The organism is Streptomyces sp. VTCC 41912 (assembly GCF_045799175.1).
In the GTDB taxonomy this organism is placed as follows: Bacteria; Actinomycetota; Actinomycetes; order Streptomycetales; family Streptomycetaceae; genus Streptomyces; species Streptomyces albulus_C.
The window spans coordinates 13744-37356 of the sequence record NZ_JBJMAB010000052.1 but is presented as its reverse complement, the minus strand read 5'-3'; the positions used below and the strand labels follow the sequence as shown (position 1 = coordinate 37356).

23 protein-coding genes are annotated in these 23613 nt (G+C 73.0%); 8 read left to right on the top strand and 15 right to left on the bottom strand.

From position 1 onward, the window contains the following. The first annotated feature begins 110 nt into the window (after positions 1-110). Positions 111-1319 carry a serine hydrolase gene (locus tag ACJ6WD_RS37725; RefSeq protein ID WP_233658901.1) on the top strand — a complete coding sequence of 403 codons (1209 nt, stop codon included), beginning with the start codon at positions 111-113 and terminating at the stop codon, positions 1317-1319. Between the two features lie 48 nt (positions 1320-1367). On the opposite strand, the gene ACJ6WD_RS37720 is transcribed toward ACJ6WD_RS37725, so the two are convergent. Beyond that, complete coding sequence (locus ACJ6WD_RS37720) at positions 1368-3077, bottom strand: glycerol-3-phosphate dehydrogenase/oxidase (RefSeq protein WP_376447070.1); 1710 nt, start codon at positions 3075-3077, stop codon at positions 1368-1370. Between the two features lie 251 nt (positions 3078-3328). Between ACJ6WD_RS37720 and ACJ6WD_RS37715 the strand changes: the two genes are divergently transcribed. Continuing rightward, entirely contained in the window at positions 3329-4576 is a 1248-nt protein-coding gene (locus ACJ6WD_RS37715; protein ID WP_407617499.1) for a nucleotide sugar dehydrogenase, read from the top strand. A gap of 238 nt (positions 4577-4814) precedes the next feature. Here ACJ6WD_RS37715 and ACJ6WD_RS37710 read toward each other — a convergent pair whose 3' ends face one another. The 4 genes from ACJ6WD_RS37710 to ACJ6WD_RS37695 all read right to left on the bottom strand — a co-directional run bounded on the left by ACJ6WD_RS37710 (position 4815) and on the right by ACJ6WD_RS37695 (position 9168). Next, a complete protein-coding gene (locus ACJ6WD_RS37710; protein WP_020929935.1) occupies positions 4815-5930 on the bottom strand; it encodes a GuaB3 family IMP dehydrogenase-related protein in 1116 nt (371 codons plus the stop codon). 99 nt (positions 5931-6029) lie between these two features. Continuing rightward, the gene (guaB, locus tag ACJ6WD_RS37705; protein WP_016571316.1) at positions 6030-7532 is read right to left on the bottom strand and encodes an IMP dehydrogenase; all 1503 of its coding nucleotides are present in this window, start codon (positions 7530-7532) and stop codon (positions 6030-6032) included. Positions 7533-7701: 169 nt separating this feature from the next. After that, positions 7702-8277, bottom strand: coding sequence for a sigma-70 family RNA polymerase sigma factor (locus tag ACJ6WD_RS37700; protein ID WP_308401768.1), 576 nt, complete (start codon positions 8275-8277; stop codon positions 7702-7704). Between the two features lie 279 nt (positions 8278-8556). Further along, entirely contained in the window at positions 8557-9168 is a 612-nt protein-coding gene (locus ACJ6WD_RS37695) for a response regulator transcription factor (RefSeq protein WP_003948568.1), read from the bottom strand. Between the two features lie 382 nt (positions 9169-9550). Here ACJ6WD_RS37695 and ACJ6WD_RS37690 point away from each other — a divergent pair, with 382 nt between their 5' ends. Next, on the top strand, positions 9551-9883 hold the full coding sequence (locus ACJ6WD_RS37690; protein WP_016571318.1) for a WhiB family transcriptional regulator: 333 nt from the start codon (positions 9551-9553) through the stop codon (positions 9881-9883). 90 nt (positions 9884-9973) lie between these two features. Here ACJ6WD_RS37690 and ACJ6WD_RS37685 read toward each other — a convergent pair whose 3' ends face one another. After that, positions 9974-10885: a LysR family transcriptional regulator gene (locus ACJ6WD_RS37685; protein WP_016571319.1), complete on the bottom strand. Its 912-nt coding sequence runs from the start codon at positions 10883-10885 to the stop codon at positions 9974-9976. A 78-nt stretch (positions 10886-10963) separates the two neighbouring features. Here ACJ6WD_RS37685 and ACJ6WD_RS37680 point away from each other — a divergent pair, with 78 nt between their 5' ends. Further along, positions 10964-11635, top strand: a complete 672-nt coding sequence (locus ACJ6WD_RS37680; protein ID WP_407617498.1) for an MOSC domain-containing protein — start codon at positions 10964-10966, stop codon at positions 11633-11635. A gap of 66 nt (positions 11636-11701) precedes the next feature. On the opposite strand, the gene ACJ6WD_RS37675 is transcribed toward ACJ6WD_RS37680, so the two are convergent. Further along, a complete protein-coding gene (locus tag ACJ6WD_RS37675; RefSeq protein ID WP_016571321.1) occupies positions 11702-12475 on the bottom strand; it encodes an SDR family oxidoreductase in 774 nt (257 codons plus the stop codon). Between the two features lie 180 nt (positions 12476-12655). Between ACJ6WD_RS37675 and ACJ6WD_RS37670 the strand changes: the two genes are divergently transcribed. Next, positions 12656-13666, top strand: coding sequence for a hydroxyacid dehydrogenase (locus ACJ6WD_RS37670; protein WP_407617497.1), 1011 nt, complete (start codon positions 12656-12658; stop codon positions 13664-13666). Between the two features lie 123 nt (positions 13667-13789). Here the strand turns inward: ACJ6WD_RS37670 and groL are convergent, their stop codons facing one another. Both groL and groES read right to left on the bottom strand, forming a co-directional pair. Next, on the bottom strand, positions 13790-15412 hold the full coding sequence (groL, locus tag ACJ6WD_RS37665) for a chaperonin GroEL (protein ID WP_233658907.1): 1623 nt from the start codon (positions 15410-15412) through the stop codon (positions 13790-13792). A gap of 135 nt (positions 15413-15547) precedes the next feature. After that, positions 15548-15856: a co-chaperone GroES gene (gene groES, locus ACJ6WD_RS37660; RefSeq protein ID WP_233658908.1), complete on the bottom strand. Its 309-nt coding sequence runs from the start codon at positions 15854-15856 to the stop codon at positions 15548-15550. A gap of 408 nt (positions 15857-16264) precedes the next feature. Here groES and ACJ6WD_RS37655 point away from each other — a divergent pair, with 408 nt between their 5' ends. Together ACJ6WD_RS37655 and ACJ6WD_RS37650 are read left to right on the top strand one after the other, a co-directional pair. After that, positions 16265-17698, top strand: a complete 1434-nt coding sequence (locus ACJ6WD_RS37655; protein WP_233658931.1) for an FtsW/RodA/SpoVE family cell cycle protein — start codon at positions 16265-16267, stop codon at positions 17696-17698. 67 nt (positions 17699-17765) lie between these two features. Then, positions 17766-19013: a class I SAM-dependent methyltransferase gene (locus ACJ6WD_RS37650; RefSeq protein ID WP_331247717.1), complete on the top strand. Its 1248-nt coding sequence runs from the start codon at positions 17766-17768 to the stop codon at positions 19011-19013. A 7-nt stretch (positions 19014-19020) separates the two neighbouring features. Here ACJ6WD_RS37650 and ACJ6WD_RS37645 read toward each other — a convergent pair whose 3' ends face one another. From ACJ6WD_RS37645 to tsaB, 4 genes are all read right to left on the bottom strand, one after another. After that, positions 19021-19389, bottom strand: a complete 369-nt coding sequence (locus ACJ6WD_RS37645; RefSeq protein ID WP_407617496.1) for a hypothetical protein — start codon at positions 19387-19389, stop codon at positions 19021-19023. Between the two features lie 104 nt (positions 19390-19493). Continuing rightward, positions 19494-20627 carry a tRNA (adenosine(37)-N6)-threonylcarbamoyltransferase complex transferase subunit TsaD gene (gene tsaD / locus ACJ6WD_RS37640; RefSeq protein WP_407617495.1) on the bottom strand — a complete coding sequence of 378 codons (1134 nt, stop codon included), beginning with the start codon at positions 20625-20627 and terminating at the stop codon, positions 19494-19496. 2 nt (positions 20628-20629) lie between these two features. Further along, on the bottom strand, positions 20630-21151 hold the full coding sequence (gene rimI / locus ACJ6WD_RS37635; RefSeq protein WP_016571329.1) for a ribosomal protein S18-alanine N-acetyltransferase: 522 nt from the start codon (positions 21149-21151) through the stop codon (positions 20630-20632). Next, entirely contained in the window at positions 21148-21855 is a 708-nt protein-coding gene (tsaB, locus tag ACJ6WD_RS37630; protein ID WP_275464165.1) for a tRNA (adenosine(37)-N6)-threonylcarbamoyltransferase complex dimerization subunit type 1 TsaB, read from the bottom strand. The genes rimI and tsaB overlap by 4 nt, the downstream gene beginning before the upstream one ends. Positions 21856-21975: 120 nt before the next feature. Here tsaB and ACJ6WD_RS37625 point away from each other — a divergent pair, with 120 nt between their 5' ends. Next, entirely contained in the window at positions 21976-22554 is a 579-nt protein-coding gene (locus tag ACJ6WD_RS37625; protein ID WP_331247719.1) for a hypothetical protein, read from the top strand. A gap of 47 nt (positions 22555-22601) precedes the next feature. Here the strand turns inward: ACJ6WD_RS37625 and ACJ6WD_RS37620 are convergent, their stop codons facing one another. Then, positions 22602-22865, bottom strand: a complete 264-nt coding sequence (locus tag ACJ6WD_RS37620; RefSeq protein WP_331247720.1) for a hypothetical protein — start codon at positions 22863-22865, stop codon at positions 22602-22604. A gap of 177 nt (positions 22866-23042) precedes the next feature. Next, on the bottom strand, positions 23043-23591 hold the full coding sequence (tsaE, locus tag ACJ6WD_RS37615) for a tRNA (adenosine(37)-N6)-threonylcarbamoyltransferase complex ATPase subunit type 1 TsaE (RefSeq protein WP_233658914.1): 549 nt from the start codon (positions 23589-23591) through the stop codon (positions 23043-23045). Between the last annotated feature and the right edge of the window lie 22 nt (positions 23592-23613).

Sequence of the window (23613 nt, the reverse complement as noted above, 5' to 3'; positions counted from 1 at the left end):
ACCCTGGCAGAGCCTTCATTCTCTCTCATCCGCGGCCGTGCGGAAGGCCCGGGTGGGTGCCGGGAGGTGCCCCGCACCCGTCATGATGGCCCCGACGACGGGAGATCTTTTTGCCCCTCCGCCCGCTCCGCCCGGCCGCGCCGGGCCCGTCGCGCCCGTCCGCCCGCACCGCCGTGGCCGCCCTGGCCGCCCTGCTCCTGACGGCGTGTTCGAGCACCCCGCCGGCCGCCGTGCGCCCCCCGGCCGCGCCCCGGCCGCCGGCCTCCACGGCGTTCGCGCTGCACCGCCTGGTGGCCGACGGCGCGCCCGGCGCGGCCTCGTTGGTCACCCGGGACGGCCGCCTCGGCGCCTCGCGGTTCGCCGCGGTCGGCGTGGCCGATCTGCACAGCGGCCGGAAGATGGGCCGCCTGGACCGCTTCCGGGCCGGCAGCCTCACCAAGACCCTGGTCGCGACGGTGGTCCTGCAACTCGTCGGGGAGGGCCGGCTCCGGCTGGACGACCGGGCCGCCGACCACCTGCCGCCCGGCGTGCCGCTGACCGGCGCGGGCGGCGCGAGCGACCTGCGCCGGGTGACGGTCCACCAGTTGCTCGACCACACGAGCGGCCTGTTCAACTACACCGAGGACCCGCACCTCGCCGAGCAGCTGTACGGCGCCGGCTTCCCGGCCCACCGCTACGACCGCTACACCCCCGCCGAGCTGCTGCGGGTCGCCCTCGACCACCCGCCGACCGCCCCGCCCGGCGCCCGCTACGCCTACTCCAACACCAACTACCTGGTCCTCGGCCTGCTCATCCAGGGCGTCACCGGCCACCCGTACGCCGACGAGCTGCGGCGCCGCATCCTGACCCCGTACGGCCTGACCGGCACCTCGTTCCCCGGCAACAGCGCGGCCCTGCCCGCACCGCACGGCCGCGGCTACTCCCGGATCGACGGCCGCCAGGTGGACAGCACCACCCTCAACCCCAGCCGGGCCGGCGCCGCCGGCGAGATGGTCACCACGCTGGTCGACCTCAACCGGTTCTTCGCCGCGCTGCTCGGCGGCAAGCTGCTGGCGCCCCGCCAGATGACCGAGCTGCGCAGCGAACAGGCCACCGGCGGCCGGTACGGCCTGGGCGTCTACGCCACCCGCCTGCCCTGCGGGGTGACCGTCTGGGGCCACAACGGCGACATCAACGGCTCCTACGCCCAGACCGCGGGCACCACCGACGGCCGGCACCTGGTCAGCTACCGCGTCAACACCGACGCCCCGACCGGCCGGACCGACGGCACCGCCGTCCTGACCGCCGAGTTCTGCCCGTCCCGCGGCCGACCGGACTGACCGGTCTTACCGGACTGACCGGACTGACCGGACTGACCGGACCGGCGGCTACGTCAGCGGCACGATGTCCGGCGCGCCCAGCCGGGCCGCATCGGCCGTCAGGTCGTCGGGCTGCCGCTGCGATTCGCGCTCCGCCTCCACCCGCTTCTTGTAGTGCGCGACCTCCTTGTCGACCTGCGCGCTGTCCCAGCCCAGCGCCGGCGCCATCAGCTCGGCCGCCTCCCGGGCGCTGCGGGTGCCGCGGTCGAAGGTCTCGATGGAGATCCGGGTGCGCCGGGTCAGCACGTCGTCGAGGTGCCGGGCGCCCTCGTGCGTGCACGCGTAGACCACCTCGGCGCGCAGGTAGTCGTCGGCCCCGGCGAGCGGCCGCCCGAGCGCGGGATCGGCCACCACCAGCTCCAACAGCTCCTCGGTCAGCGATCCGTAACGGTTCAGCAGGTGCTCTATCCGGGCCACGTGCAGTCCGGTCCGGGCGGCGATCCGGGCCCGCGCGTTCCACAGCGCCCGGTAGCCCTCGGCGCCGGCCAACGGCACGTCCTCGGTGACGCACTCGGCGACCCGCGCGTCGAGCGCGTGCACCGCCTCGTCCACCGCGTCCTTGGCCATCACCCGGTACGTCGTGTACTTGCCGCCCGCGACGACCACCAGGCCCGGCACCGGGTGGGCGACGGTGTGCTCCCGCGACAGCTTGCTGGTGGCGTCCGACTCGCCGGCCAGCAGCGGCCGCAGCCCGGCGTAGACGCCCTCCACGTCGTCCCGGGTGAGCGGCGTGGCCAGCACCGAGTTCACGTGCTCCAGCAGGTAGTCGATGTCGGCGCTGGAGGCCGCCGGGTGCGCCTTGTCCAGGTCCCAGTCGGTGTCCGTGGTGCCGATGATCCAGTGCCGCCCCCACGGGATGACGAAGAGCACGCTCTTCTCCGTCCGCAGGATCAGCCCGGTGGTGGAGTGGATCCGGTCCTTGGGCACGACCAGGTGGATGCCCTTGGACGCCCGCACGTGGAACTGGCCGCGCTCCCCGATCAGCGCCTGGGTGTCGTCGGTCCACACGCCCGTCGCGTTGACGACCTGCCGGGCCCGGATCTCGTGCGCCACCCCGCCCTCGACGTCCTGCACCCGCGCGCCGACCACCCGCTCGCCCTCGCGCAGGAAGCCCACCACCCGCGCCCGGTTGGCGACGTGCGCCCCGTAGGCGGCCGCGGTCCGCACCAGGGTGGTGACGTAGCGCGCGTCGTCCATCTGCGCGTCGTAGTACTGCAACGCCCCGACCAGCGCGTCCTTGCGCAGACAGGGCGCCACCCGCAGCGCCCGGCGGTGCGAGAGGTGGCGGTGGACGGGCAGCCCCCGGCCGTGGCCGGACGACACCGACATCGCGTCGTAGAGCGCCACGCCGGAGCCGGCGTACCAGCGCTCCCAGCCCTTGTGCTGGAGCGGGTAGAGGAACGGGACCGGTTTGACCAGGTGGGGCGCCAGCCGCTGGAGCAGCAGCCCGCGCTCCTTCAACGCCTCCCGCACCAGCGTGAAGTCCAGCATCTCCAGGTAGCGCAGGCCGCCGTGGATGAGCTTGCTCGACCGGCTGGAGGTGCCCGACGCCCAGTCACGGGCCTCGACCAGCCCGGTGTCCAGTCCGCGGGTGGCGGCGTCCAGGGCGGTGCCGGCGCCGACCACGCCGGCGCCGACCACCAGCACGTCCAGTTCCCGCTCCGCCATCTGGGTGAGTGCCTTGGCGCGCTGCGCCGGTCCGAGTGTCGCTGTCTTCACCACTGCCTCCCGCTGTGATTCGGAACTGGACCCCCCGTCCGTCGATTCTGTCCGCGCCTGCTTCCGGCAACCGCCTTCCGTTCGCGGTGGCAACACCCGACCAGCTTGATCCACCAATACCCATTCTGGGTCAAATATCCGCTTAGTCTACTTATGCCACTTCGGTGGTCGGCCCGCCCACGCGGCGCCCGACCGCCGCGAGGACACCGCGCAGGGCACCCACACACTCGCTCGGGAAGGACGGCCGCAGCATGCCCGCAGATCTCGCCGTCATCGGACTCGGACACCTGGGTCTCCCCCTCGCCCAGGCCGCCACCACCGCCGGCCTCACCACCATCGGCTACGACCCCGACCCCCGGGCGGCCGCCCTCCCCGGCGCCGGCGGCCCGCTGTCCGCCACCGAGGTCCGCCGTCTCATCGCCGCCGGCTTCCGCACCACCACCGACCCCGGCGCGCTCGGCCGGGTCCGCACCGCCGTCCTCTGCGCCCCCACCCCGGTCGACGAGGACCGCACCCTGGACCTGTCGGCACTCGCCGAGGCGGCCCGCACGCTGGCCACCCGCCTGCGCCCGCACACCACCGTCATCCTCGAATCGGCCGGCTACCCGGGCACCACCGAGGACGTCCTGCGGCCCCTGCTCGAAGCGGGCTCCGGCCTCACCGCCGGCCGCGACTTCCACCTCGCCTGCTCCCCCGCCCGCCACGACCCCGGCAACCGCACCCACCGCTACCGCAACACCCCGAAGGTCATCGGCGGCCTCACCCCCGCCTGCACCGAGGCCGCCGCCGCCTTCTACGGCCGGCTCACCGACAAGGTGGTCCGCGCCCGCGGCCCCCGCGAGGCGGAGACCGCCCACCTGCTGGAGACCAACTACCGGCACATCAACATCGCCCTGATGAACGAGATGGCGGTCTACTGCCACGAGATCGGCGTCGACCTGTGGGACGTCATCCGCTGCGCCGAGACCAAGCCGTTCGGCTTCCAGTCCTTCCGCCCCGGCCCCGGCGTCGGCGGCCACGCCACGCCCCTCGACCCCAACCTCAGCCCCCCGCGCAGCCGTTCGACCGGCACCCCGCTCCGGATGGTGGAACTCGCCCGGGAGATCAACGACCGGATGCCGGCCTACGTCATCCAGCGCTGCACCACGCTCCTCAACGAGCACGGCAAATCCGCCCGCGGCGCCCGCGTCCTGCTGCTCGGCGTCACCTACAAGCCCGACCTCGCCGACCTCGCCGGCACCCCCGCCCGCGAGGTCGCCGCCCGCCTGCGCACCCTGGGCGCCCACCTCACGTACCACGACCCCTACGTCCCGCAGTGGGAGGTCGACGGCCGCCCGGTCCCCCGCGCCGAGTCCCTCTACGACGCCGCCTCCGCCGCCGACCTGACGGTGCTGCTCCAACCGCACCGCACCTACGACCTCCAGGGCCTGGCCGTCAAGGCCCCACTCCTCCTGGACACCCGCGGCGCCACCCCCACCGGCGCCGCCCACCGCCTCTGAACACGACGAAGCCCGGCCGCGCGGCAGCACACGACCGGGCTTCGCCCCACCCCCTCGGCGAAAGCCGCCACACGACGGAAGGGGTCAGGTCTCCGGTGCGGGTCGTTCGGACGCAAAGCGCAGCAGTCCGAACGACCCGCACCGGAGACCTGACCCCGAACCCCTCCACGCGCGAGGGCCGCCCCGCACAAGACGGAGCGGCCCGACGCACGGCGAAAGAGCCGACGACGCGGTGCGACTACCGCCCCGGCGCCACCGTGACCTCCACCCGCTGGAACTCCTTCAGCTCGGAGTACCCGGTGGTGGCCATCGCCCGACGCAGCGCGCCGAAGAAGTTCATCGTCCCGTCCGGCGTGGTCGACGGCCCGCAGAGGATCTCCTCCGTCGTACCGACCGCACCGAGGTCCACCCGCTTGCCGCGCGGCACGTCCTCGTGGACCGCCTCCATGCCCCAGTGGTGGCCACGGCCCGGCGCGTCCGTCGCGCGCGCCAGCGGCGAACCCATCATCACCGCGTCCGCACCGCAGGCGATCGCCTTGGGCAGGTCGCCGGAGTAGCCCACGCCACCGTCGGCGATCACGTGCACGTACCGGCCGCCGGACTCGTCCATGTAGTCCCGGCGGGCGGCGGCGACATCGGCCACCGCGGTCGCCATCGGCACCTGGATGCCCAGGACGTTGCGCGTGGTGTGCGCCGCCCCGCCGCCGAAGCCGACCAGCACGCCCGCCGCGCCGGTCCGCATCAGGTGCAGCGCCGCCGTGTACGTCGCGCAACCGCCGACGATCACCGGCACGTCCAGCTCGTAGATGAACTGCTTGAGGTTCAGCGGCTCGGCGGCGCTGGAGACGTGCTCGGCGGAGACCGTCGTCCCGCGGATCACGAAGATGTCCACGCCGGCGTCCACGACCGCCTTGGAGAACTGCGCGGTGCGCTGCGGGGAGAGCGCGGCGGCGGTGACGACACCGGCCTCGCGCACCTCCTTGATCCGCTGCCCGATCAGCTCCTCCTTGATCGGCGCGGCGTAGATCTCCTGGAGCCGCTTGGTGGCGGTGGCACCGTCCAGCTCCGCGATCTCCGCGAGCAGCGACTCGGGGTCCTCGTAGCGGGTCCACAGCCCTTCGAGGTTCAGCACCCCCAGGCCGCCCAGCTCACCGATGCGGATCGCGGTCTGCGGGGAGACCACCGAGTCCATCGGGGCCGCCAGGAACGGCAGCTCGAAGCGGTAGGCGTCGATCTGCCAGGCGATCGAGACCTCCTTCGGGTCGCGGGTGCGCCGACTGGGTACCACGGCGATGTCGTCGAACGCGTATGCCCGGCGGCCGCGCTTGCCGCGCCCGATCTCGATCTCAGTCACTGGTTCTGCCTTCCTACGGATACGCCCCCAGTATCCCCGACGGGGAAGACTGGGGGCGCATCCGGCCGCCGCTCGGCGGAGCGGGCGGCGAGGAAACCGTCAGCTGCGCGCGTAGTTGGGCGCCTCGGTGACCATCTGCACGTCGTGCGGGTGGCTCTCCTTCAGACCGGCGGCGGTGATCCGCACGAACCGGCCCTTCTCCTTGAGCTCCGGGACGTCGGCCGACCCGACGTAGCCCATGGAGGCGCGCAGGCCGCCGACGAGCTGGTGCGCGACCGAGGCCAGCGGGCCGCGGTAGGGCACCTGGCCCTCGATGCCCTCCGGCACCAGCTTGTCCTCGGAGAGCACGTTGTCCTGGAAGTAGCGGTCCTTCGAGAACGACTGCGCCTGGCCGCGCGACTGCATCGCGCCCAGCGAGCCCATGCCCCGGTAGGACTTGAACTGCTTGCCGTTGACGAAGACCATCTCGCCCGGCGACTCCTCGCAGCCGGCCAGCAGCGAACCGAGCATCACGGTGTCCGCACCGGCCGCGATCGCCTTGGCGATGTCACCGGAGAACTGCAGACCACCGTCGCCGATCAGCGGCACGCCCGCCGCGTGGCACGCCTGCGCGGCCTCGTAGATCGCGGTGACCTGCGGGACGCCGATGCCGGCGACCACCCGCGTGGTGCAGATGGAGCCGGGGCCGACGCCGACCTTCACGCCGTCCACGCCCGCGTCGATCAGCGCCTGGGCGCCCTCGCGGGTGGCGACGTTGCCGCCGACGACGTCGACGCTGATGTTGGACTTGACCTTGGAGATCATGTCGAGGATGCCGCGGCTGTGGCCGTGCGCGCTGTCGATGACCAGGAAGTCCGCGCCCGCCTCGACCAGCGCCTGCGCCCGGTCGTAGGCGGAGTCGCCGACGCCCACCGCGGCACCGACGATCAGCCGGCCCTCGGCGTCCTTCGCGGCGTTCGGGTACTTCTCCGCCTTGACGAAGTCCTTGACCGTGATCAGGCCCTTGAGCACGCCCGCGTCGTCGACCAGCGGCAGCTTCTCGATCTTGTGGCGGCGCAGCAGCTCGATGGCGTCCTCGCCCGAGATGCCGACCTTGCCGGTGACCAGCGGCATCGGCGTCATGACCTCGCGGACCTGGCGGCTGCGGTCCATCTCGAAGGCCATGTCGCGGTTGGTCACGATGCCCAGCAGCTTGCCCGCGGCGTCGGTGACCGGCACCCCGCTGATCCGGAACTTGGCACACAGCGCGTCCGCCTCGGTCAGCGGCGCGTCCGGCCGGACCGTGATCGGGTCGGTGACCATGCCGGACTCGGAGCGCTTGACCAGGTCGACCTGGTTGGCCTGGTCCTCGATCGACAGGTTGCGGTGCAGGACGCCCGCGCCGCCCTGACGCGCCATGGCGATCGCCATCCGCGCCTCGGTGACCTTGTCCATCGCGGCGGAGAGCAGCGGGATGTTCACCCGGACGTTCCGCGAGACGCGGGACGCGGTGTTCACGGTGTTGGGCAGGACCTCCGACGCGCCGGGCAGCAGCAGCACGTCGTCGTATGTCAGCCCGAGCATGGCGAATTTGGCGGGCATACCCTCGACGTTGTCACTCATGACACCTTCCCCAATGCTCTTGCCTCAGCGCGGACTCCCATGCTAACGGCCTTGTAGGGTGTCCCATTCCACGAGCACTGAGGGGCTCGTCACTCGTGCTTTCCTACGGCGACTTCCCGCCGCACGCGGGGCGAATTCGCGGCACGTCGGACGGTGCACGCTCCGTGGACTACTGCTCGGCCAACGCCCGCAGCCTGCTCAGTGCGCGGTGCTGGGCGACCCGCACCGCGCCGGGCGACATCCCCAGCATCTGCCCGGTCTCCTCGGCCGTGAGCCCCACCGCCACCCGCAGCAGGACCAGCTCCCGCTGGTTCTCCGGCAGGTTGGCCAGCAGCTTCTTGGCCCATTCGGCGTCGCTGCTCAGCAGCGCCCGCTCCTCGGGACCCAGCGAGTCGTCCGGCTGCTCGGGCATCTCGTCCGACGGCACGGCCGTACTGCCCGGGTGCCGCATCGCGGCCCGCTGGAGATCGGCGACCTTGTGCCCGGCGATGGCGAAGACGAACGCCTCGAAGGGCTTGCCGGTGTCGCGGTAGCGCGGCAGCGCGCACAGCACCGCGACGCACACCTCCTGCGCCAGGTCCTCGACGAAGTGCCGGGCGTCGCCGGGCAGCCGGGACAGCCGGGTGCGGCAGTAGCGCAGGGCCAGCGGATGGACGTGGACCAGTAGGTCGTGGGTGGCCTGCTGGTCGCCCTCGACGGCGCGTGCGACGAGAGCGCCGATCTCCTGCTTCCCGTCATCGCGCATCGGTCCATGGTGCCTTGACGGCGAACGATCCGCGGCATCAGGTCCACGCTTGTGCGCCGAAGCGTTATGCGCGGCAGGTGCGCCGGGTGTCATCTCCTGCGCCCTCCCCTCGTGCCCGAACGACCCGTCCCCGAGGAACTCCATGCCTCAAGCATGCGGCACCGCGCGGGGAATCGGGCCGCCGTGGCGCCCGCCGGCGTGCGGGGCATCATGCCGCCCCGCCCGCCGCAGGGCGGGCGGGGATCTTCATTCCCCCGCATCGCTGCACGTCACGACGGTTCAGCGGACCAGCCCCCAGCGGAAACCGAGCGCCACGGCATGCGCCCGGTCGGAGGCGCCCAACTTCTTGAACAGCCGCCGCGCGTGCGTCTTGACGGTGTCCTCGGAGAGGAACAGCTCACGTCCGATCTCGGCGTTGGAGCGGCCGTGACTCATGCCCTCCAGCACCTGGATCTCGCGGGCGGTGAGCGTCGGTGCGGCGCCCATCTCGGCGGACCGCAGCCGGCGTGGGGCGAGCCGCCACGTCGGGTCCGCCAGGGCCTGGGTCACCGTCGCGCGCAGCTCGGCGCGCGAGGCGTCCTTGTGCAGATAGCCGCGGGCGCCGGCGGCGACCGCGAGCGCGACCCCGTCGAGGTCCTCGGCCACCGTGAGCATGATGATCCGGGCACCGGGGTCGGCGGACAGCAGCCGACGCACGGTCTCGACACCGCCGAGGCCGGGCATCCGCACGTCCATCAGAATCAGGTCCGAGCGGTCGGCCCCCCAGCGGCGGAGGACCTCCTCGCCATTGGCCGCGGTGGTCACGCGCTCGACACCGGGCACGGTCGCAACCGCCCGTCGAAGCGCCTCTCGGGCAAGCGGGGAGTCGTCGCAGACGAGGACGGATGTCATGACCGCCCTCCGCAGCTGATGCGCGTCACCTTGAGCCTCCAGGCTGGTACGTATCGTCACCTGGGCGATTGACGAACCCCTCGGACACCTGCCCGAGGGCTACCTCTGCCAACCGCCTCCGCACACTCAACGACGGTCACTCGAAAGAGTTACGGCTTCGGCGACCGAGTTCAGCACGCTCCGTGAGGAGCCGGATACGCAGACGACTCACTGAGCAGTCGGCATCCGCGCGTGCACCCTATGCCCTATTTGGCTCTGTTTCTTCCATTTTGGCGTTGACTGCGACTAGATTCGCAATGAGTCATATTTACATCTACTTAGACAGTAGATGTACCGTCGTGAGCACCGAGCCCGCTCCGCATCGCCTCCGAGGGGACACGCAATGGCAGATTTCTCCCGCCTCCCGGGCCCGAACGCAGACCTCTGGGACTGGCAGCTGCTGGCCGCTTGCCGCGGCGTGGACAGCTCGCTCTTCTTCCATCCCGAGGGCGAGCGGGGAGCGGCCCGCAGCGCGCGGGAGGCGTCGGCGAAGGAGGTCTGCATGCGCTGCCCCGTGCGGGCCCAGTGCGCGGCGCACGCGCTGGCCGTCCGGGAGCCCTACGGCGTGTGGGGCGGCCTCACCGAGGACGAGCGCGAGGAGCTCATGGGCCGGGCCCGTCACCGGATGGTCCCGGCCAGTTCGTTGCCCGGCCACGCGAGCATGCCGGGCGCCTGACCGGCGCCGCGACCCAGCGTTCGAAGAAACGTTCCTGCGCAGCTCACGACACCTGGCCCGCGGGCCTCGCCCCTCCGGGGCCCGCGACCGTCACCGGCCCGCGGCGTCCGCCAGCTGGTCCAGCATCGCCCCGACCGCGGGCACGTGCGCCAGGTCCGGCAGCGTGAGCGCGACGATCTCGCGGTGCACGGCCGGCTCCATCCGGACCGTCGCCGCCCCCTTGGGCCGCACCGACTCCAGAGTCAACTCCGGCAGCGCCGCGACCCCCAGCCCCGCCCCGACCAGGCCGATCACCGCCGGATAGTCGTCGGTGGCGAAGTCGATGCGCGGGGTGAACCCGACCCGCTCGCAGACCTCGACCAGGTGCGTGCGGCAGCGCGGGCAGCCCGCGATCCACGGCTCGTCGGCCAGGTCCGCGAAGCGCGCGGTGCCGGCCCGTGCCAGCCGGTGGCCCTCCGGCACCAGCCCCACCAGCCGGTCGGACAGGACCGGCCGGACCACCAGGTCGGCCCACTCCGCCCCGGCGGACGGATCGGCGCCGGGCACCTCCGGGTAGCGGAAGGCCAGCGCGATCTCGCAGTCGCCGTTGCGCAGCAGGTCGATCGAGCGCGGCGGTTCGGCCTCGTCCAGCGACACCCGGACGCGCGGGTGCGCGGCCCGCATCTTGGCCAGCGCGGTCGGCACCAGCGTCGAACTCCCCGACGGGAACGACACCAGCCGCACCCGCCCCGCGCGCAGCCCCGCGATCGCCGCGACCTCGTCCTCGGCCGCGGTGAGCCCCGCCAGGATGCCGACCGCGTGCCGGACCAGGGCTTCACCCGCGTGCGTCAACCGCATCTCGCGTCCCGTGCGCACCAGCAGCGGGGTGCCGACGGACTGCTCCAGGGCCTTCATCTGCTGACTGACCGCGGGCTGGGTGCAGCCGAGTTCCCGTGCGGCGGCGGAGAAGGAACCGGTCCGGGCCACGGCGCGCAGCACCCGCAGATGACGAGCTTCGATCACCCTTCAAGCATAAGCGAATCTTGGACAGACCGTGAAAAATCGAAAGACGCCTTTTGCCGGATGTCTTACCGTACGGACATGAACGCGAAGCTGCTGTCCGTGAACGTGGGGCGGGCCTTCACCGCTCCGTACACCTCGGCCGAGGGCGGCACCGGCATCGACAAGCGCCCCGTGACCGACCCCGTCGCGGTGGCCGCCCCCGGCCCCAAGGGCATCGGCGGCAGCGGCCTCGCCGGCGACGCGGTGGTGGACCGGCGCCACCACGGCGGCGACGACCAGGCCGTCTACGCCTACGCCCGTGAGGACCTCGACGACTGGCAGCGGCAACTGGACCGCACACTGCCCAACGGCGTCTTCGGCGAGAACCTCACCACCACCGGCCTGGACGTCACCGACGCCCGCGTCGGCGAACGCTGGCGCGTCGGGCCCGAGGTGTTGCTGGAGGTCACCTGCCCGCGGATCCCCTGCCGCACGTTCCAGGGCTGGCTGGACGAGCGCGGCTGGATCAAACGGTTCACCGCGGCCGCGACGCCGGGCGCGTACCTGCGGGTGCTCCGGCCCGGGGAGATCCGGGTCGGCGACCCGGTGCGCGTCGAGCACCGGCCCGACCACGACGTCACCGTCGCGCTGATGTTCCGCGCCCTGACCACCCGGCGCGAACTGCTGCCGCGCCTGTTGGAGGCGGGCGATCCGCTGCCGGCGGAGGCCCGGGCGACCGTGCTGAAGCACCGCGCGCGGACGGCGAACTGACGGCGCGGGGCCCGGTCGCCCGGGCCCCGGGGCGCACCGCCTCCCGACGGGCGTGCGTCAACTCCCCTACTGCGGGCCGTACTTGCGACCCGTGCGCGAGGTGAGTCCGCCGAGCAGGCCGCGCGGCGCCAGCTTCACGGCGCCCATCAGGGCCTTGTAGCGCGGGTCCGGGACGGACAGCGACTTGCCGCGCGCCAGGTCCTTCATGGCCGCGTCGACGAGGTTGTCCGCGTCGAGCCACATCCAGCCCGGGATGTTGTCCGTCCCCATCCCGGCCCGCTGGTGGAACTCGGTCCGCACGAAGCCCGGGCACAGCGCCATCAGGCGCACCCCGCTGCCGGCCAGGTCGCGGGCGGCGCCCTGGGTGAACTGCACGACCCACGCCTTGCTCGCGCCGTACGTGCCGCGCGGGACGAACGCCGCGACCGAGGCCACGTTCACCACGGCGCCACGCCGGCGCTCGCGCATCCCCCGCGCCGCGGCCGTGGTCAGCCGCAGCACGGCCTCGCAGTGCACCTTGAGCATCGCCAGCTCGTCGGCCATCGGGACTTCGAGGTACTCGCCCTTGTTGCCGAAGCCGGCGTTGTTGACCAGCAGGTCCACCGGGTGCTTGGGGTCCGCCAGGCGTGCCTCGACGGCGGCGATCCCCTCTTCGGTCGCCAGGTCGGCGCTGAGCACCTCCGCCTCGATCCCGTGCCGGTCGTGCAGTTCGGTGGCCTGCTCGCGGAGCCGCTTCTCGTCGCGGGCCACCAGCACCACGCTGTGCCCGTCGCCCGCGAGCCGACGGGCGAACGCGGCGCCGATGCCGGCCGTCGCTCCTGTGATCAGTGCAGTCGTCATACCGGAACGGTAGCGGGGCGGCGGGGCGTGTCCCGTGGTGGCCGGGGTGGCGTGTGGCCTTCCGGTGGGGTGCGGCGGTGTGCCGCCGGTGGGATTGCCCGCCCTTTCGACGGGCAGTCAGCAACCGCCGGGGCGGCGGGAGCCGCACGCCGCCCGCCACCACGCAGGAGGAGTCGACAGATGCGCCCAGCCCTTCTTCTGGCCATGGGTCCAGGCATCGCCGAACGGCTGCTCGGGCCGTCGCAGCGGGCCCGGTTGGCCCGCCTGGCCCGTACGGACGACCGGCTCGTCGCGCACGACCTGGCCGCGCCGGAGCCCGCGGTCGCGGCGGCCCTGGCCAGCGCGGAGGTGCTGCTGACCTGCTGGGGCGCGCCGCCGCTCACCGCCCGGGTGCTGGCCGCGGCGCCCCGGCTGCGGGCCGTCGTGCACGCCGCCGGATCGGTCAAGGGCCATGTCACCGACGCCTGTTGGGACCGTGGCGTCGTCGTCAGCTCGGCCGCCGCGGCGAACGCGCGGCCGGTCGCGGAGTACACCATGGCCGCCATCCTGTTCGCCAACAAACGGGTGCTGCCCGCCGCGCACCGCTACCGCACCCTGCGCACCCGGCACGACTGGCTGCGCGAGCTGGACGGTGCCGGCAACCACGACCGCACGGTGGGGATCGTCGGCGCCTCCCGCATCGGCCGCCGCGTCATCGAGCTGCTGCGCCCGTTCGCGCTGCGGGTGCTGCTGCACGATCCGTTCGTGACCGCCGAGGAGGCCGCGGGGTGGGGCGTGCGGAAGGTCGCGCTGGCCGAGCTGTGCGCGGGCAGCGACGTGGTCAGCGTGCACGCGCCGGAGGTACCCGCCACCCGGCACCTGATCGGCGCCCGCGAGCTGGCCCTGATGCCGGACGGGGCGACGCTGGTCAACACCTCGCGCGGGTCCCTCGTCGACGAGGCGGCGCTGCTCGCCGAGCTGTCCAGCGGCCGGCTCGGCGCGGTGCTGGACGTCACCGAGCCCGAACTCCCGCCCGCCGACTCCCCGTTGTACGACCTGCCGAACGTGCTGCTCACCCCGCACATCGCCGGTTCGTTGGGCACCGAGCTGCACCGGATGGCCGACCACGCCCTGGACGAGCTGGAACGGTACGCGGCGGGGCGGCCGTTCGCGGATCCGGTGCGGCGGGAGGGACTGGGGCACTCGGCCTGACACACCGTCAGACCCCGGTCTCCGGCGGGGCGCCGGACGCGGGCGAGGCCCGGTCCCGCGGGGAGCGGGACCGGGCCTCGACGGGTGCCGGCGGGCGGGCCGCCGGCGGATGCGCGCGGTGCGTCAGTGCGCGTGGCCGTGACCGTGGGCGGCGGCCGGCTCTTCCTCTTCCTTCTTCTCGACGACCAGGGTCTCGGTCGTCAGGAGGAGGGAGGCGATGGAGGCCGCGTTCTCCAGGGCGGAGCGGGTGACCTTGACCGGGTCGATGACGCCGGCCTTGACCAGGTCGCCGTACTCGCCGGTGGCGGCGTTGAAGCCGTTGCCCTTGTCGAGCTCGGCCACCTTGGCGGTGATCACGTAGCCCTCGAGGCCGGCGTTCTCGGCGATCCAGCGCAGCGGCTCGACGGCGGCGCGGCGGACCACGGCGACACCAGTGGCCTCGTCGCCGTCCTTGCCGAGGTTGCCCTCCAGGACCTTCACGGCGTGGACGAGCGCGGAGCCACCACCGGAGACGATGCCCTCCTCGACCGCGGCGCGGGTCGCGGAGATGGCGTCCTCCAGACGGTGCTTCTTCTCCTTGAGCTCGACCTCGGTGGCCGCGCCGACGCGGATCACGCAGACGCCGCCGGCGAGCTTGGCGAGGCGCTCCTGGAGCTTCTCGCGGTCCCAGTCGGAGTCGGTGGCCTCGATCTCGGCCTTGATCTGGGCGACGCGGCCCGCGACGTCCCCGGAGTTGCCGCCACCGTCGACGAGGGTGGTGTCGTCCTTGGTGACGGTCACGCGGCGGGCGGTGCCGAGCACGTCCAGGCCGACCTGGTCGAGCTTGAGGCCGACCTCTTCGGCGACGACGGTGCCGCCGGTGAGGGTGGCCATGTCGCCGAGCATCGCCTTGCGGCGGTCACCGAAGCCGGGGGCCTTGACGGCCACCGCGTTGAAGGTGCCGCGGATCTTGTTGACGACGAGGGTGGAGAGGGCCTCGCCCTCGACGTCCTCGGCGATGATCAGCAGCGGCTTCGAGGCGCCGGCCTGGATGATCTTCTCCAGCAGCGGCAGCAGGTCCTGGATGGAGGAGATCTTGCCCTGGTGGATCAGGATGTAGGGGTCGTCGAGGACGGCCTCCATGCGCTCCTGGTCGGTGACCATGTACGGCGACAGGTAGCCCTTGTCGAAGGCCATGCCCTCGGTGAAGTCCAGCTCCAGGCCGAAGGTGTTGGACTCCTCGACGGTGATCACGCCGTCCTTGCCGACCTTGTCCATCGCCTCGGCGATCAGCTCGCCGACCTGCGGGTCCTGGGCGGACAGCGCGGCCACGGCCGCGATGTCGGACTTGTCGTCGATCGGGCGGGCGGTCGCCAGCAGCTCGTCGGAGACGGCCTTGACGGCGGCGTCGATGCCCTTCTTCAGGGCGGCCGGGGAAGCACCCGCGGCGACGTTGCGCAGACCCTCGCGGACCAGGGCCTGGGCCAGCACGGTCGCGGTGGTGGTGCCGTCACCCGCGATGTCGTTGGTCTTGGTCGCCACCTCCTTGACGAGCTGGGCGCCCAGGTTCTCGTACGGGTCCTCGACCTCGACCTCGCGGGCGATGGTGACACCGTCGTTGGTGATGGTCGGCGCACCGAACTTCTTGTCGATGACGACGTTGCGACCCTTGGGGCCGATGGTGACCTTGACCGTGTCGGCCAGCTTGTTGACGCCGCGCTCAAGGGCGCGACGGGCGTCCTCGTCGAACTTCAGGATCTTCGCCATGGGTGCTTCAAGTCCTCTCGTTGCGATCGTCGGCCTCGCCGCCGTGACCGCTTTCGCTCAAACGAACTGCGCCCCTGCCCCGGGTCGATGAGAACGCGGGAACCAGGGGCGCAGATCAGGGCAAATCCGGGTGACTTACTTCTCGACGATCGCGAGCACGTCGCGAGCCGAGAGGACGAGGTACTCCTCGCCGCTGTACTTCACCTCGGTGCCGCCGTACTTGCTGTAGAGCACGACGTCACCGACCTTGACGTCGAGCTCGACGCGCTTGCCGTCCTCGAAGCGGCCCGGACCGGTCGCCAGGACGACGCCCTCCTGGGGCTTCTCCTTAGCAGTGTCCGGAATGACCAGGCCTGAAGCCGTGGTCTGCTCGGCGTCGAGCGGCTGGACCACGATGCGGTCCTCAAGCGGCTTGATGGCAACCTTGGAGCTGGCGGTCGTCACGATCCGACCTCCCCCTTCGGAGATCTCACGGGGTTAACTGTCTGAGGTGGCGACCAGGTCGATCCGTCGTCGCGGGTGCCGGACCTGCCCGTCGCTGTGTTGGCACTCCCTTAGGGAGAGTGCCAACGCTGAGACTATGACGCGGTTAGCACTCGGTCAAGCGGAGTGCCAGCGCGCCGGGGACGCGTACCGTGTCTGCTGCCCGTGGCCGGGCGTGGAGTCGGACACACCTTCCGCCCGGCCGCAACCCGGCCCCTACGCTGCCCCGTCTTGCCTCCGGGACCGCCGAGTCCGGGCCACGACCCGGCCGCCCCGCGGCCCAGACCCATCGATGGCGGAGGAACCGTGCGTGGACTGACCAGCGCTCCCCGGGATTCCGGGGGGCCGGAGAGCGACGCCGAGCGCACCATGACGTTCGCCGCGCTGGCCCAGGCCCCGAACCGTCGGCGCACCGAGGCGTGGCTGCTCGGCTTCGTCGTGTTCATCACCGTCTTCGGCTACGCCTACACCGAGCTGTCCATGAAGGGGCAGCTCGGGGGCGGGCTGGGCGGTTTCGCGGTGAGCGTCTTCTTCATCGCGCTGGTGGCGCACCTGGTGGTCCGCCGGTTCGCGCCGCGCGCCGATCCGCTGATCCTGCCGCTGGCGACCCTGCTCACCGGGATCGGCCTGGTGCTGCTGCACCGGCTGGACATCACCTACGCGGAGAAACCCCGGCTGCACATCGCCCAGGCGGCGACCGGGCAGTTGGTGTGGACCGTGATCGGCGTCGCGGTCTGCGTCGTCATCCTGATCGTGCTGCGCGACCACCGGCTCCTCCAGCGCTACATCTACCTGACGATGGCGGTCGCGCTGGTGATGCTGATGGCGCCGGCGTTCTTCGGCGCGGACAAGTTCGGCGCCAAGCGCTGGATCATGCTCGGGCCGTTGTCGCTCCAGCCCGGCGAGTTCGTGAAGATCATGATCGTGGTGTTCTTCGCCGGCTACCTGACCGTCAGCCGTGACGCGCTGGCGCTGTCCGGGCGCCGGGTGCTGGGCATGCAGCTGCCGCCGGGCCGACAGCTCGGCCCGATCTTCACGATCTGGGTGATCAGCCTGCTGGTGCTGGTCTTCGAGCGCGACCTGGGCACCTCGCTGATCTTCTTCGGCGTCTTCGTGATCATGCTCTACATGGCCACCGAACGCACCAGTTGGGTGGTCTGCGGCCTGCTGATGGCCGTGATCGGCGCCGGCGTCGTCGGCTCCACCGAACCGCACGTCAAGGGCCGCGTGATGGCCTGGCTGCACCCGATGGACATCTTCCTGCCGGAGAACAAGCGGCCGCCGGGCCTGATCTCCGACCAGGCCGCGCAGGCGCTGTTCAGCTTCGGCAGCGGCGGGATCGGCGGCACCGGCCTCGGCCAGGGCCACCCCGAGCTGATCGGCTTCGCCGGCAACAGCGACTTCATCCTCACCACCGTCGGCGAGGAGTTGGGACTGGCCGGAGTGATGGCCATCCTGCTGCTGTACGCACTGCTGGCCCAGCGCGGCATGCGGGTCGGACTGACCGCCCGCGACCCGTTCGGCAAGTTGCTGGCGGTCGGCCTCTCCGGGGCGCTGCTGCTCCAGGTCTTCGTCGTCACCGGCGGCGTCACCGGCCTGATCCCGCTCACCGGCAAGGCGCTGCCGTTCCTCGCCGCGGGTGGTTCGTCGATGGTCGCGAACTGGGTGATGGTGGCGTTGCTGCTGCGGGTCAGCGACAGCGCGCAGCGCCGGCGGGAACCGGTCCGACCGGCACCGCCGCGGCCGGACGCCGATGCCACCCAACGGGTGCCGCGGGTCACCGACCCCACGCCCGGCGCCTGACGGACCCCGCCGCCGGGCGGGACCGCGGGCCGAGCCGTCCGCGGGCCCGCCCGGCGGCTGGCCCACAATGGTGCGGGTGACCGACCTCGACACCTTCTCCGCGCTGCTCGCCCCCGAAGGACAACAGCTCCTGGCCGTCCTGCGGGACCACGACCCGGCGGACGAACTGGCGACCGCCACCCGGCTGCGCCGCGACCACCCCGCACCGCTGGTCTCCGCCGCCCTCGGGCAGGCCCGGCTGCGGCAACGCGCGGCCGCGAAGTTCGGCCCCGACGCGGCGCGGATGTACTTCACCCCGAACGGCGTCGAGCAGTCCACCCGCGCCCCGGTGGCCGCCCACCGCGCCGCCCGGCTCGCCGCGCTCGGTGTGCGGACCCTGGCCGACCTGTGCTCCGGGATCGGCGGCGACGCGCTCGCCCTGGCCCGGGCCGGGATCCGGGTGCTGGCCGTGGACCGCGACCCGCTGGCCTGCGCGGCCGCCCGGGCGAACGCCGAGGCGCTGGGCCTGGCGGACCGGATCGAGGTGCGGTGCGCGGACGTCACGGAGGTCGACACCGCCGGGTACGACGCGGTGTTCGTGGACCCGGCGCGCCGCACCCAGGCGCCGACGAGAGGGGTGGCGCGCAGCGCCTCGGCCAGGGGCGGTGGTCGGGCGACGGGTGGGCGAGTCTTCGACCCCGAGGCGTACTCGCCGCCGCTGTCCTGGGCCGTCGAGGCGGCCCGCGCCGCACCGCACGCGGCCTTGAAGATCGCGCCGGGGGTGCCGCACGAGGCGCTGCCCGCGGACGCCGAGACCGAGTGGATCTCCGACGGCGGGGACGTGAAGGAGGCCGTGGTGTGGTTCGGCACCGGCCGGGCCGGCGCCCGGCGGGCCACCCTGCTGCCGGCCGGCGACTCGCTGCTCGGCGCCGGACTGCCCGATCCCGAGCCCGGTCCGGTCGGCGGCTGGCTCTACGAGCCGGACGGCGCGGTGATCCGCGCCCATCTGGTCGCGGACGTCGCCGAGCAGGTCGACGGGCGACTGATCGACCCGACCATCGCCTACGTGACGGCGGACCGACTGCGGCCGACGCCCTACGCCACCGCGTACGCGCTCACCGACGTGCTGCCCTTCAACGTCAAGAAGCTGCGGGCGCTGCTGCGGGAGCGCGGGGTCGGCGTCGCGGTGATCAAGAAGCGCGGGTCCGCGGTGGAACCCGAGGAACTGCGCAAGAAGCTCAAGCTCGCCGGGCCGCACACGTGCACGGTCTTCCTCACCCGGGTCGCCGGCGCGCCGACGATGCTGCTCGGGCACCCCGCCGGACCGATCGCCTGACGGCGGCTCAGGCCAGGTCGGTCAGGTCCTCGGCGTAGACCTGGGAGAGCGGCTGCGGGCCCACGTACCGCTGGCAGTTGCACCGGCGGGCCTCGTACCGGACCGGCGCGTGGTCCGCGTCCCAGGCCACGGCCGTGGGCACCGTCTCGTGGCAGGTGCCCTGCTTGTCGTGCTTGGCGAGGTGGTGCTCGCAGCCGCAGACCGGGGCGGGCGGCCGGTCCGCGGCCTCCAGGGCCAGGCGCTCCTCGCGGCGGGCCTCGATGAGGGCCAGCTTGCGCCGGTGCCGGGTCTTCAGCGCCTTGCGGGCCGCACCCCGCGCCGCGGAGGCGGCGTAGAAGGCCGGCCCGGTCAGGACGAAGAGATACCACCACTGCACTGCGTCGACCCCCGTCGTCCCCCGGTGTGCGAACGGGGCGGCTCCCCGGCCGCCCGGCCCTCAAGGATAGGACGCCGCACCGGGGCCGCCACGGTCCCGGCCGCCTACGGGTACAGGTTGTCCTTGCTGAGCTCGTGGAAGTGATCGTGATCGTGATCGTGCGCGTGGCCGTGCCCGTGCGCGTGCGGGTCCGGGACGTGCGGCTCGGTGACCGGCAGCGAGGAGTCCGCGGAGAGGTCCCAGGCGGAGGCCGGGCGGTTGCGGGCCACCATCTCGGCACCCAGTGCCGCGACCATCGCGCCGTTGTCGGTGCACAGCTTGGGGCGCGGCACCCGCAGTCGGATGCCGGCGTCCTCGCAGCGCCGCTGGGCCATCGCCCGCAGCCGGGAGTTGGCCGCCACCCCGCCGCCGATCATCAGGTGGTCCACGCCGTTGTCCTTGCAGGCCCGCACGGCCTTGCGGGTCAGGACGTCGACGACCGCCTCCTGGAAGGACGCCGAGACGTCCGCCACCGGCACCTCCTCGCCGGCCGCCCGCTTGGCCTCGATCCAGCGGGCCACCGAGGTCTTCAGGCCGGAGAAGGAGAAGTCGTAGGCGGCGTCGCGGGGGCCGGTCAGCCCGCGCGGGAAGCGGATCGCCTCCGGGTCGCCCTCGCGGGCCCAACGGTCGATGACCGGGCCGCCGGGGAAGCCGAGGTTGAGCACCCGCGCCACCTTGTCGAACGCCTCGCCCGCCGCGTCGTCGATGGTGGCGCCCAGCGGCCGGACGTCGGAGGTGATGTCCGGGGCCAGCAGCAGCGACGAGTGGCCGCCGCTGACCAGCAGCGCCATCGTCGGCTCCGGCAGCGGGCCGTGCTCCAACTGGTCGACGCAGATGTGCGAGGCGAGGTGGTTGACGCCGTAGAGCGGCTTGCCGAGGGCGTAGGCGTACGCCTTGGCGGCCGAGACGCCGACCAGCAGGGCACCCGCCAGGCCGGGGCCGGCGGTGACCGCGATGCCGTCCAGGTCCGACGCGGTGACCCCGGCGTCCTTCAGCGCGCGCTGGATGGTGGGGACCATCGCCTCCAGGTGCGCGCGGGAGGCCACCTCGGGCACCACTCCGCCGAAGCGGGCGTGCTCGTCGACGCTGGAGGCGACCGCGTCGGCCAGGAGGGTGTGACCGCGGACGATGCCGACACCGGTCTCGTCGCAGGAGGTCTCGATGCCGAGGACGAGCGGTCCGCCGCGGGAGTCAGCCATGTTCACGTTCCTTGTACGGAGGGTGCTTCGGAAGAGGTCTGGGTCGGGCGGCGCATCACCAGCGCGTCGACGTTGCCGGGCTGGTAGTAGCCGCGGCGGAAGCCGATCGGTTCGAAGCCGAACCGCTCGTAGAGGCGCTGGGCGCGGGCGTTGTCGACCCTCACCTCCAGCAGCACCTCCTGGCACTCGAAGTCGGTGGCGGCGGCCAGCAGCGCGGTCAGCAGCCGGGCGCCGAGGCCGGTGCCCCACTGGTCGCGGGCGGTGGCGATGGTCTGCACGTCACCGGTGCCGCAGGTCGCGGCCAGTCCTCCGTAGCCGAGGATCCGGCCGGCCGACTCGGCGACGAGGTAGCGGCGGTTGGCCAGCGGGCCGCGGGCGTGCGCGAGTTCGGACCAGAACATCCCCGGCGACCAGGCGTCCTCGGGGAACAGCTCGCGCTCCAGCTCCAGCACCGCGTCCAGGTCCCACCAGCGCATCTCCCGCAGTTCGACGGGGCGACCCGGCGCCTCGGGTTGGCCACTCACTGGGGAGTGACCACCTTGTAGTTGGCCGGCACCTGGGCGTCGGGCCGGCGCAGGTACAGCGGGCGCGGCGGGAGCAGTTCCTCGCCGGCGGCCAGCTTCCGGGCGGCCAGCTCGGCCAGCGCGGCGGCGGACTGGTGCGCGGGCCCGTCCCGCAGCACGCCGGTGAAGACGGTGTCGTAGAGCAGCGCGCCGGCCCCCACGGCGGGGACCCCGGCGACCTGCTCGGCGAGGTCGGCGGGGCGGTCCACCGCGGGCTCGGTCAGCCGGGTCAGGGGGAGGGGCGCCGCGGAGCGGCTCGTGCCGGGGCGGTGGTCGGGCGACGGGCGGGCATAGCGTGCCCAGTAGACCTCCTTGCGGCGGGCGTCGGTGGCCACGACGAAGGGTTCGGTCAGGCCGGAGGCGTGGGCGATGCCGTCCAGCGAGCACAGGCCGTGGACCGGGACGCCCAGGGCCGCGCCGAAGGTGGTGGCGGTCACCAGGCCCACTCGCAGCCCGGTGTACGGGCCGGGGCCGACGCCGACGACGACGTCGCTGACCTCGGCCAGCTTGTGTCCGGCCTCGGCCAGCACCCGGTCGACGGCGGGCAGCAGCAGTTCGCCGTGCCGGCGGGCGTCCACCTCGCCGGCGGCGGCGAGGACGCGGGAGCCGTCGTGGAGCGCGACCGTGACGGCGGGGGTGGCGGTGTCAAGAGCTAGCAGCAGCACGCCTTAAAGACTACGGCGCGGCCGGCGGTGCCCCGTCCGGTGCTACCGTCGATCCGCAGTCGGCACAGTCAGCAGCCTCCCCGCCGGTGGCCGGGAGCGGACGGAAAGGTGGCACCCGCGGTGCCCTCGAAGAGCAGCACGATCGTCACCGGTCTCACCGCGGCCGCCCTGGTCGCGATCGGCCTGCTCGGTTTCCAGGCGTCCGCGTCCGCCTCCGGCCCGCTGACCCCGGTCCGCGGCAGCGTCCGGACCGCCGACGAGAAGCCGGCCGCCCGCGACCAGCACGACAAGAAGGACAAGCCGCCGGCCCCCGCCCCGGTCCCGGCGCAGTCCGGCAGCGGCAAGCGCGTGGTGTACGCGCTGGGCGCCAAGCGGGTCTGGCTGGTCGGCGCCGACGGCGCGGCGCAGCGGACGTTCGCGGTGGCGCCGAGCACGGTGTCCCCGGTGCCCGGGACGTACCCGGTCAGTTCGCGGTCGGTGAGCGTGACCGGCTCGGACGGGGTGGCGATCGAGCACGTGGTGCGGTTCGCCAGCGTGGACGGGGTGGTCGTCGGCTTCAGCGCGGCGGTCGACGGCTCCACGCCCGCCCCCGGCGGGGGGAACGCGAAGAAGACCGGTGGCATCCGGGAGTCGCGCGCGGACGGCGCGGCGCTGTGGGACTTCGCGGTGCGCGGCGTGAAGATCGTCGTCGTCCCCTGAGCCGGCGGCGCGGAGCCGTCCGCGCCCGCCCACTTCGCCCCTGTGGGTTACGCGGCGTCGCGTCCCGGAGTGGACGCCCGACCGCCCGGCCCGGCGTTTTTCCCTGACTCGCCCGAGTCGTCGTTTTTCTCCGTAGCGGGCCGCTCCGCGGCGTCCGGCGGCGTGGAGACGGCGTTGGCCGCGGCGCCCGCGGCGAGCAGTTCGTTCATCGTCGGCGGGGTCTTCCGTGCGGTCCGATCGGCGCGCCCGGCCGCCGCGACGGGGGCGTCCGCGCGCCGCTCGGGCGCGGACGGGGGCTGGTGGGGGGACATGGACGCCTCCCGGGCTCCTGGGGCAAGCGACAGCGGTTAGGCTCTACTTAGGCACACCTAACCAGGGCTCTTCCACCCATGTGACCACGCCCGACACCGCGCGCGCAACATCTTGCCGACGGCTTGTCGGAAACTCTCGGCGCGCCTGGCCCGATAAGGGCCTTTACGACCCTTTCGTCAGCAGATCTCCAGCTCGGGAAGGCCGGCGTCCGCCCACCGCGCACCGAGCCCGGTGACCGTCACCTCCCGGACGTCGTCCACGTCGTCCAGTGCCTCCTCCAGGTGACCGGCCCGCCCACCAGGGGCGTCGTCCCCTCCCACGGCCCGCCCGATGACGACGTGCAGCCGGTCCTCCGACAGCTCCTCGACCTTGCCGTCGCCCCACTCGACGACCACCACCGACTCCGGCAGCGAGACGTCGAGGTCCAGGTCCTCCATCTCGTCCAGGCCGCCGTCGAGCCGGTACGCGTCGACGTGCACCAGCGCCGGACCGCCGGTGAGCGACGGGTGGACCCGCGCGATGACGAAGGTCGGCGAGGTCACGGCACCCCGCACGCCCAGGGCCTCGCCCAGGCCGCGGGTCAACGTCGTCTTGCCCGCGCCCAGCTCACCGGTGAGCAGCACCAGGTCGCCGGGGCGCAGCAGCGGCGCCAACCGGCGACCCAACTCCTGCATCTGATCGGGGGACTTGACGGTTACGCGGGCGGTCACGCCAGTGGTGCTCATGCCGCAAATGGTACGGCCCGGA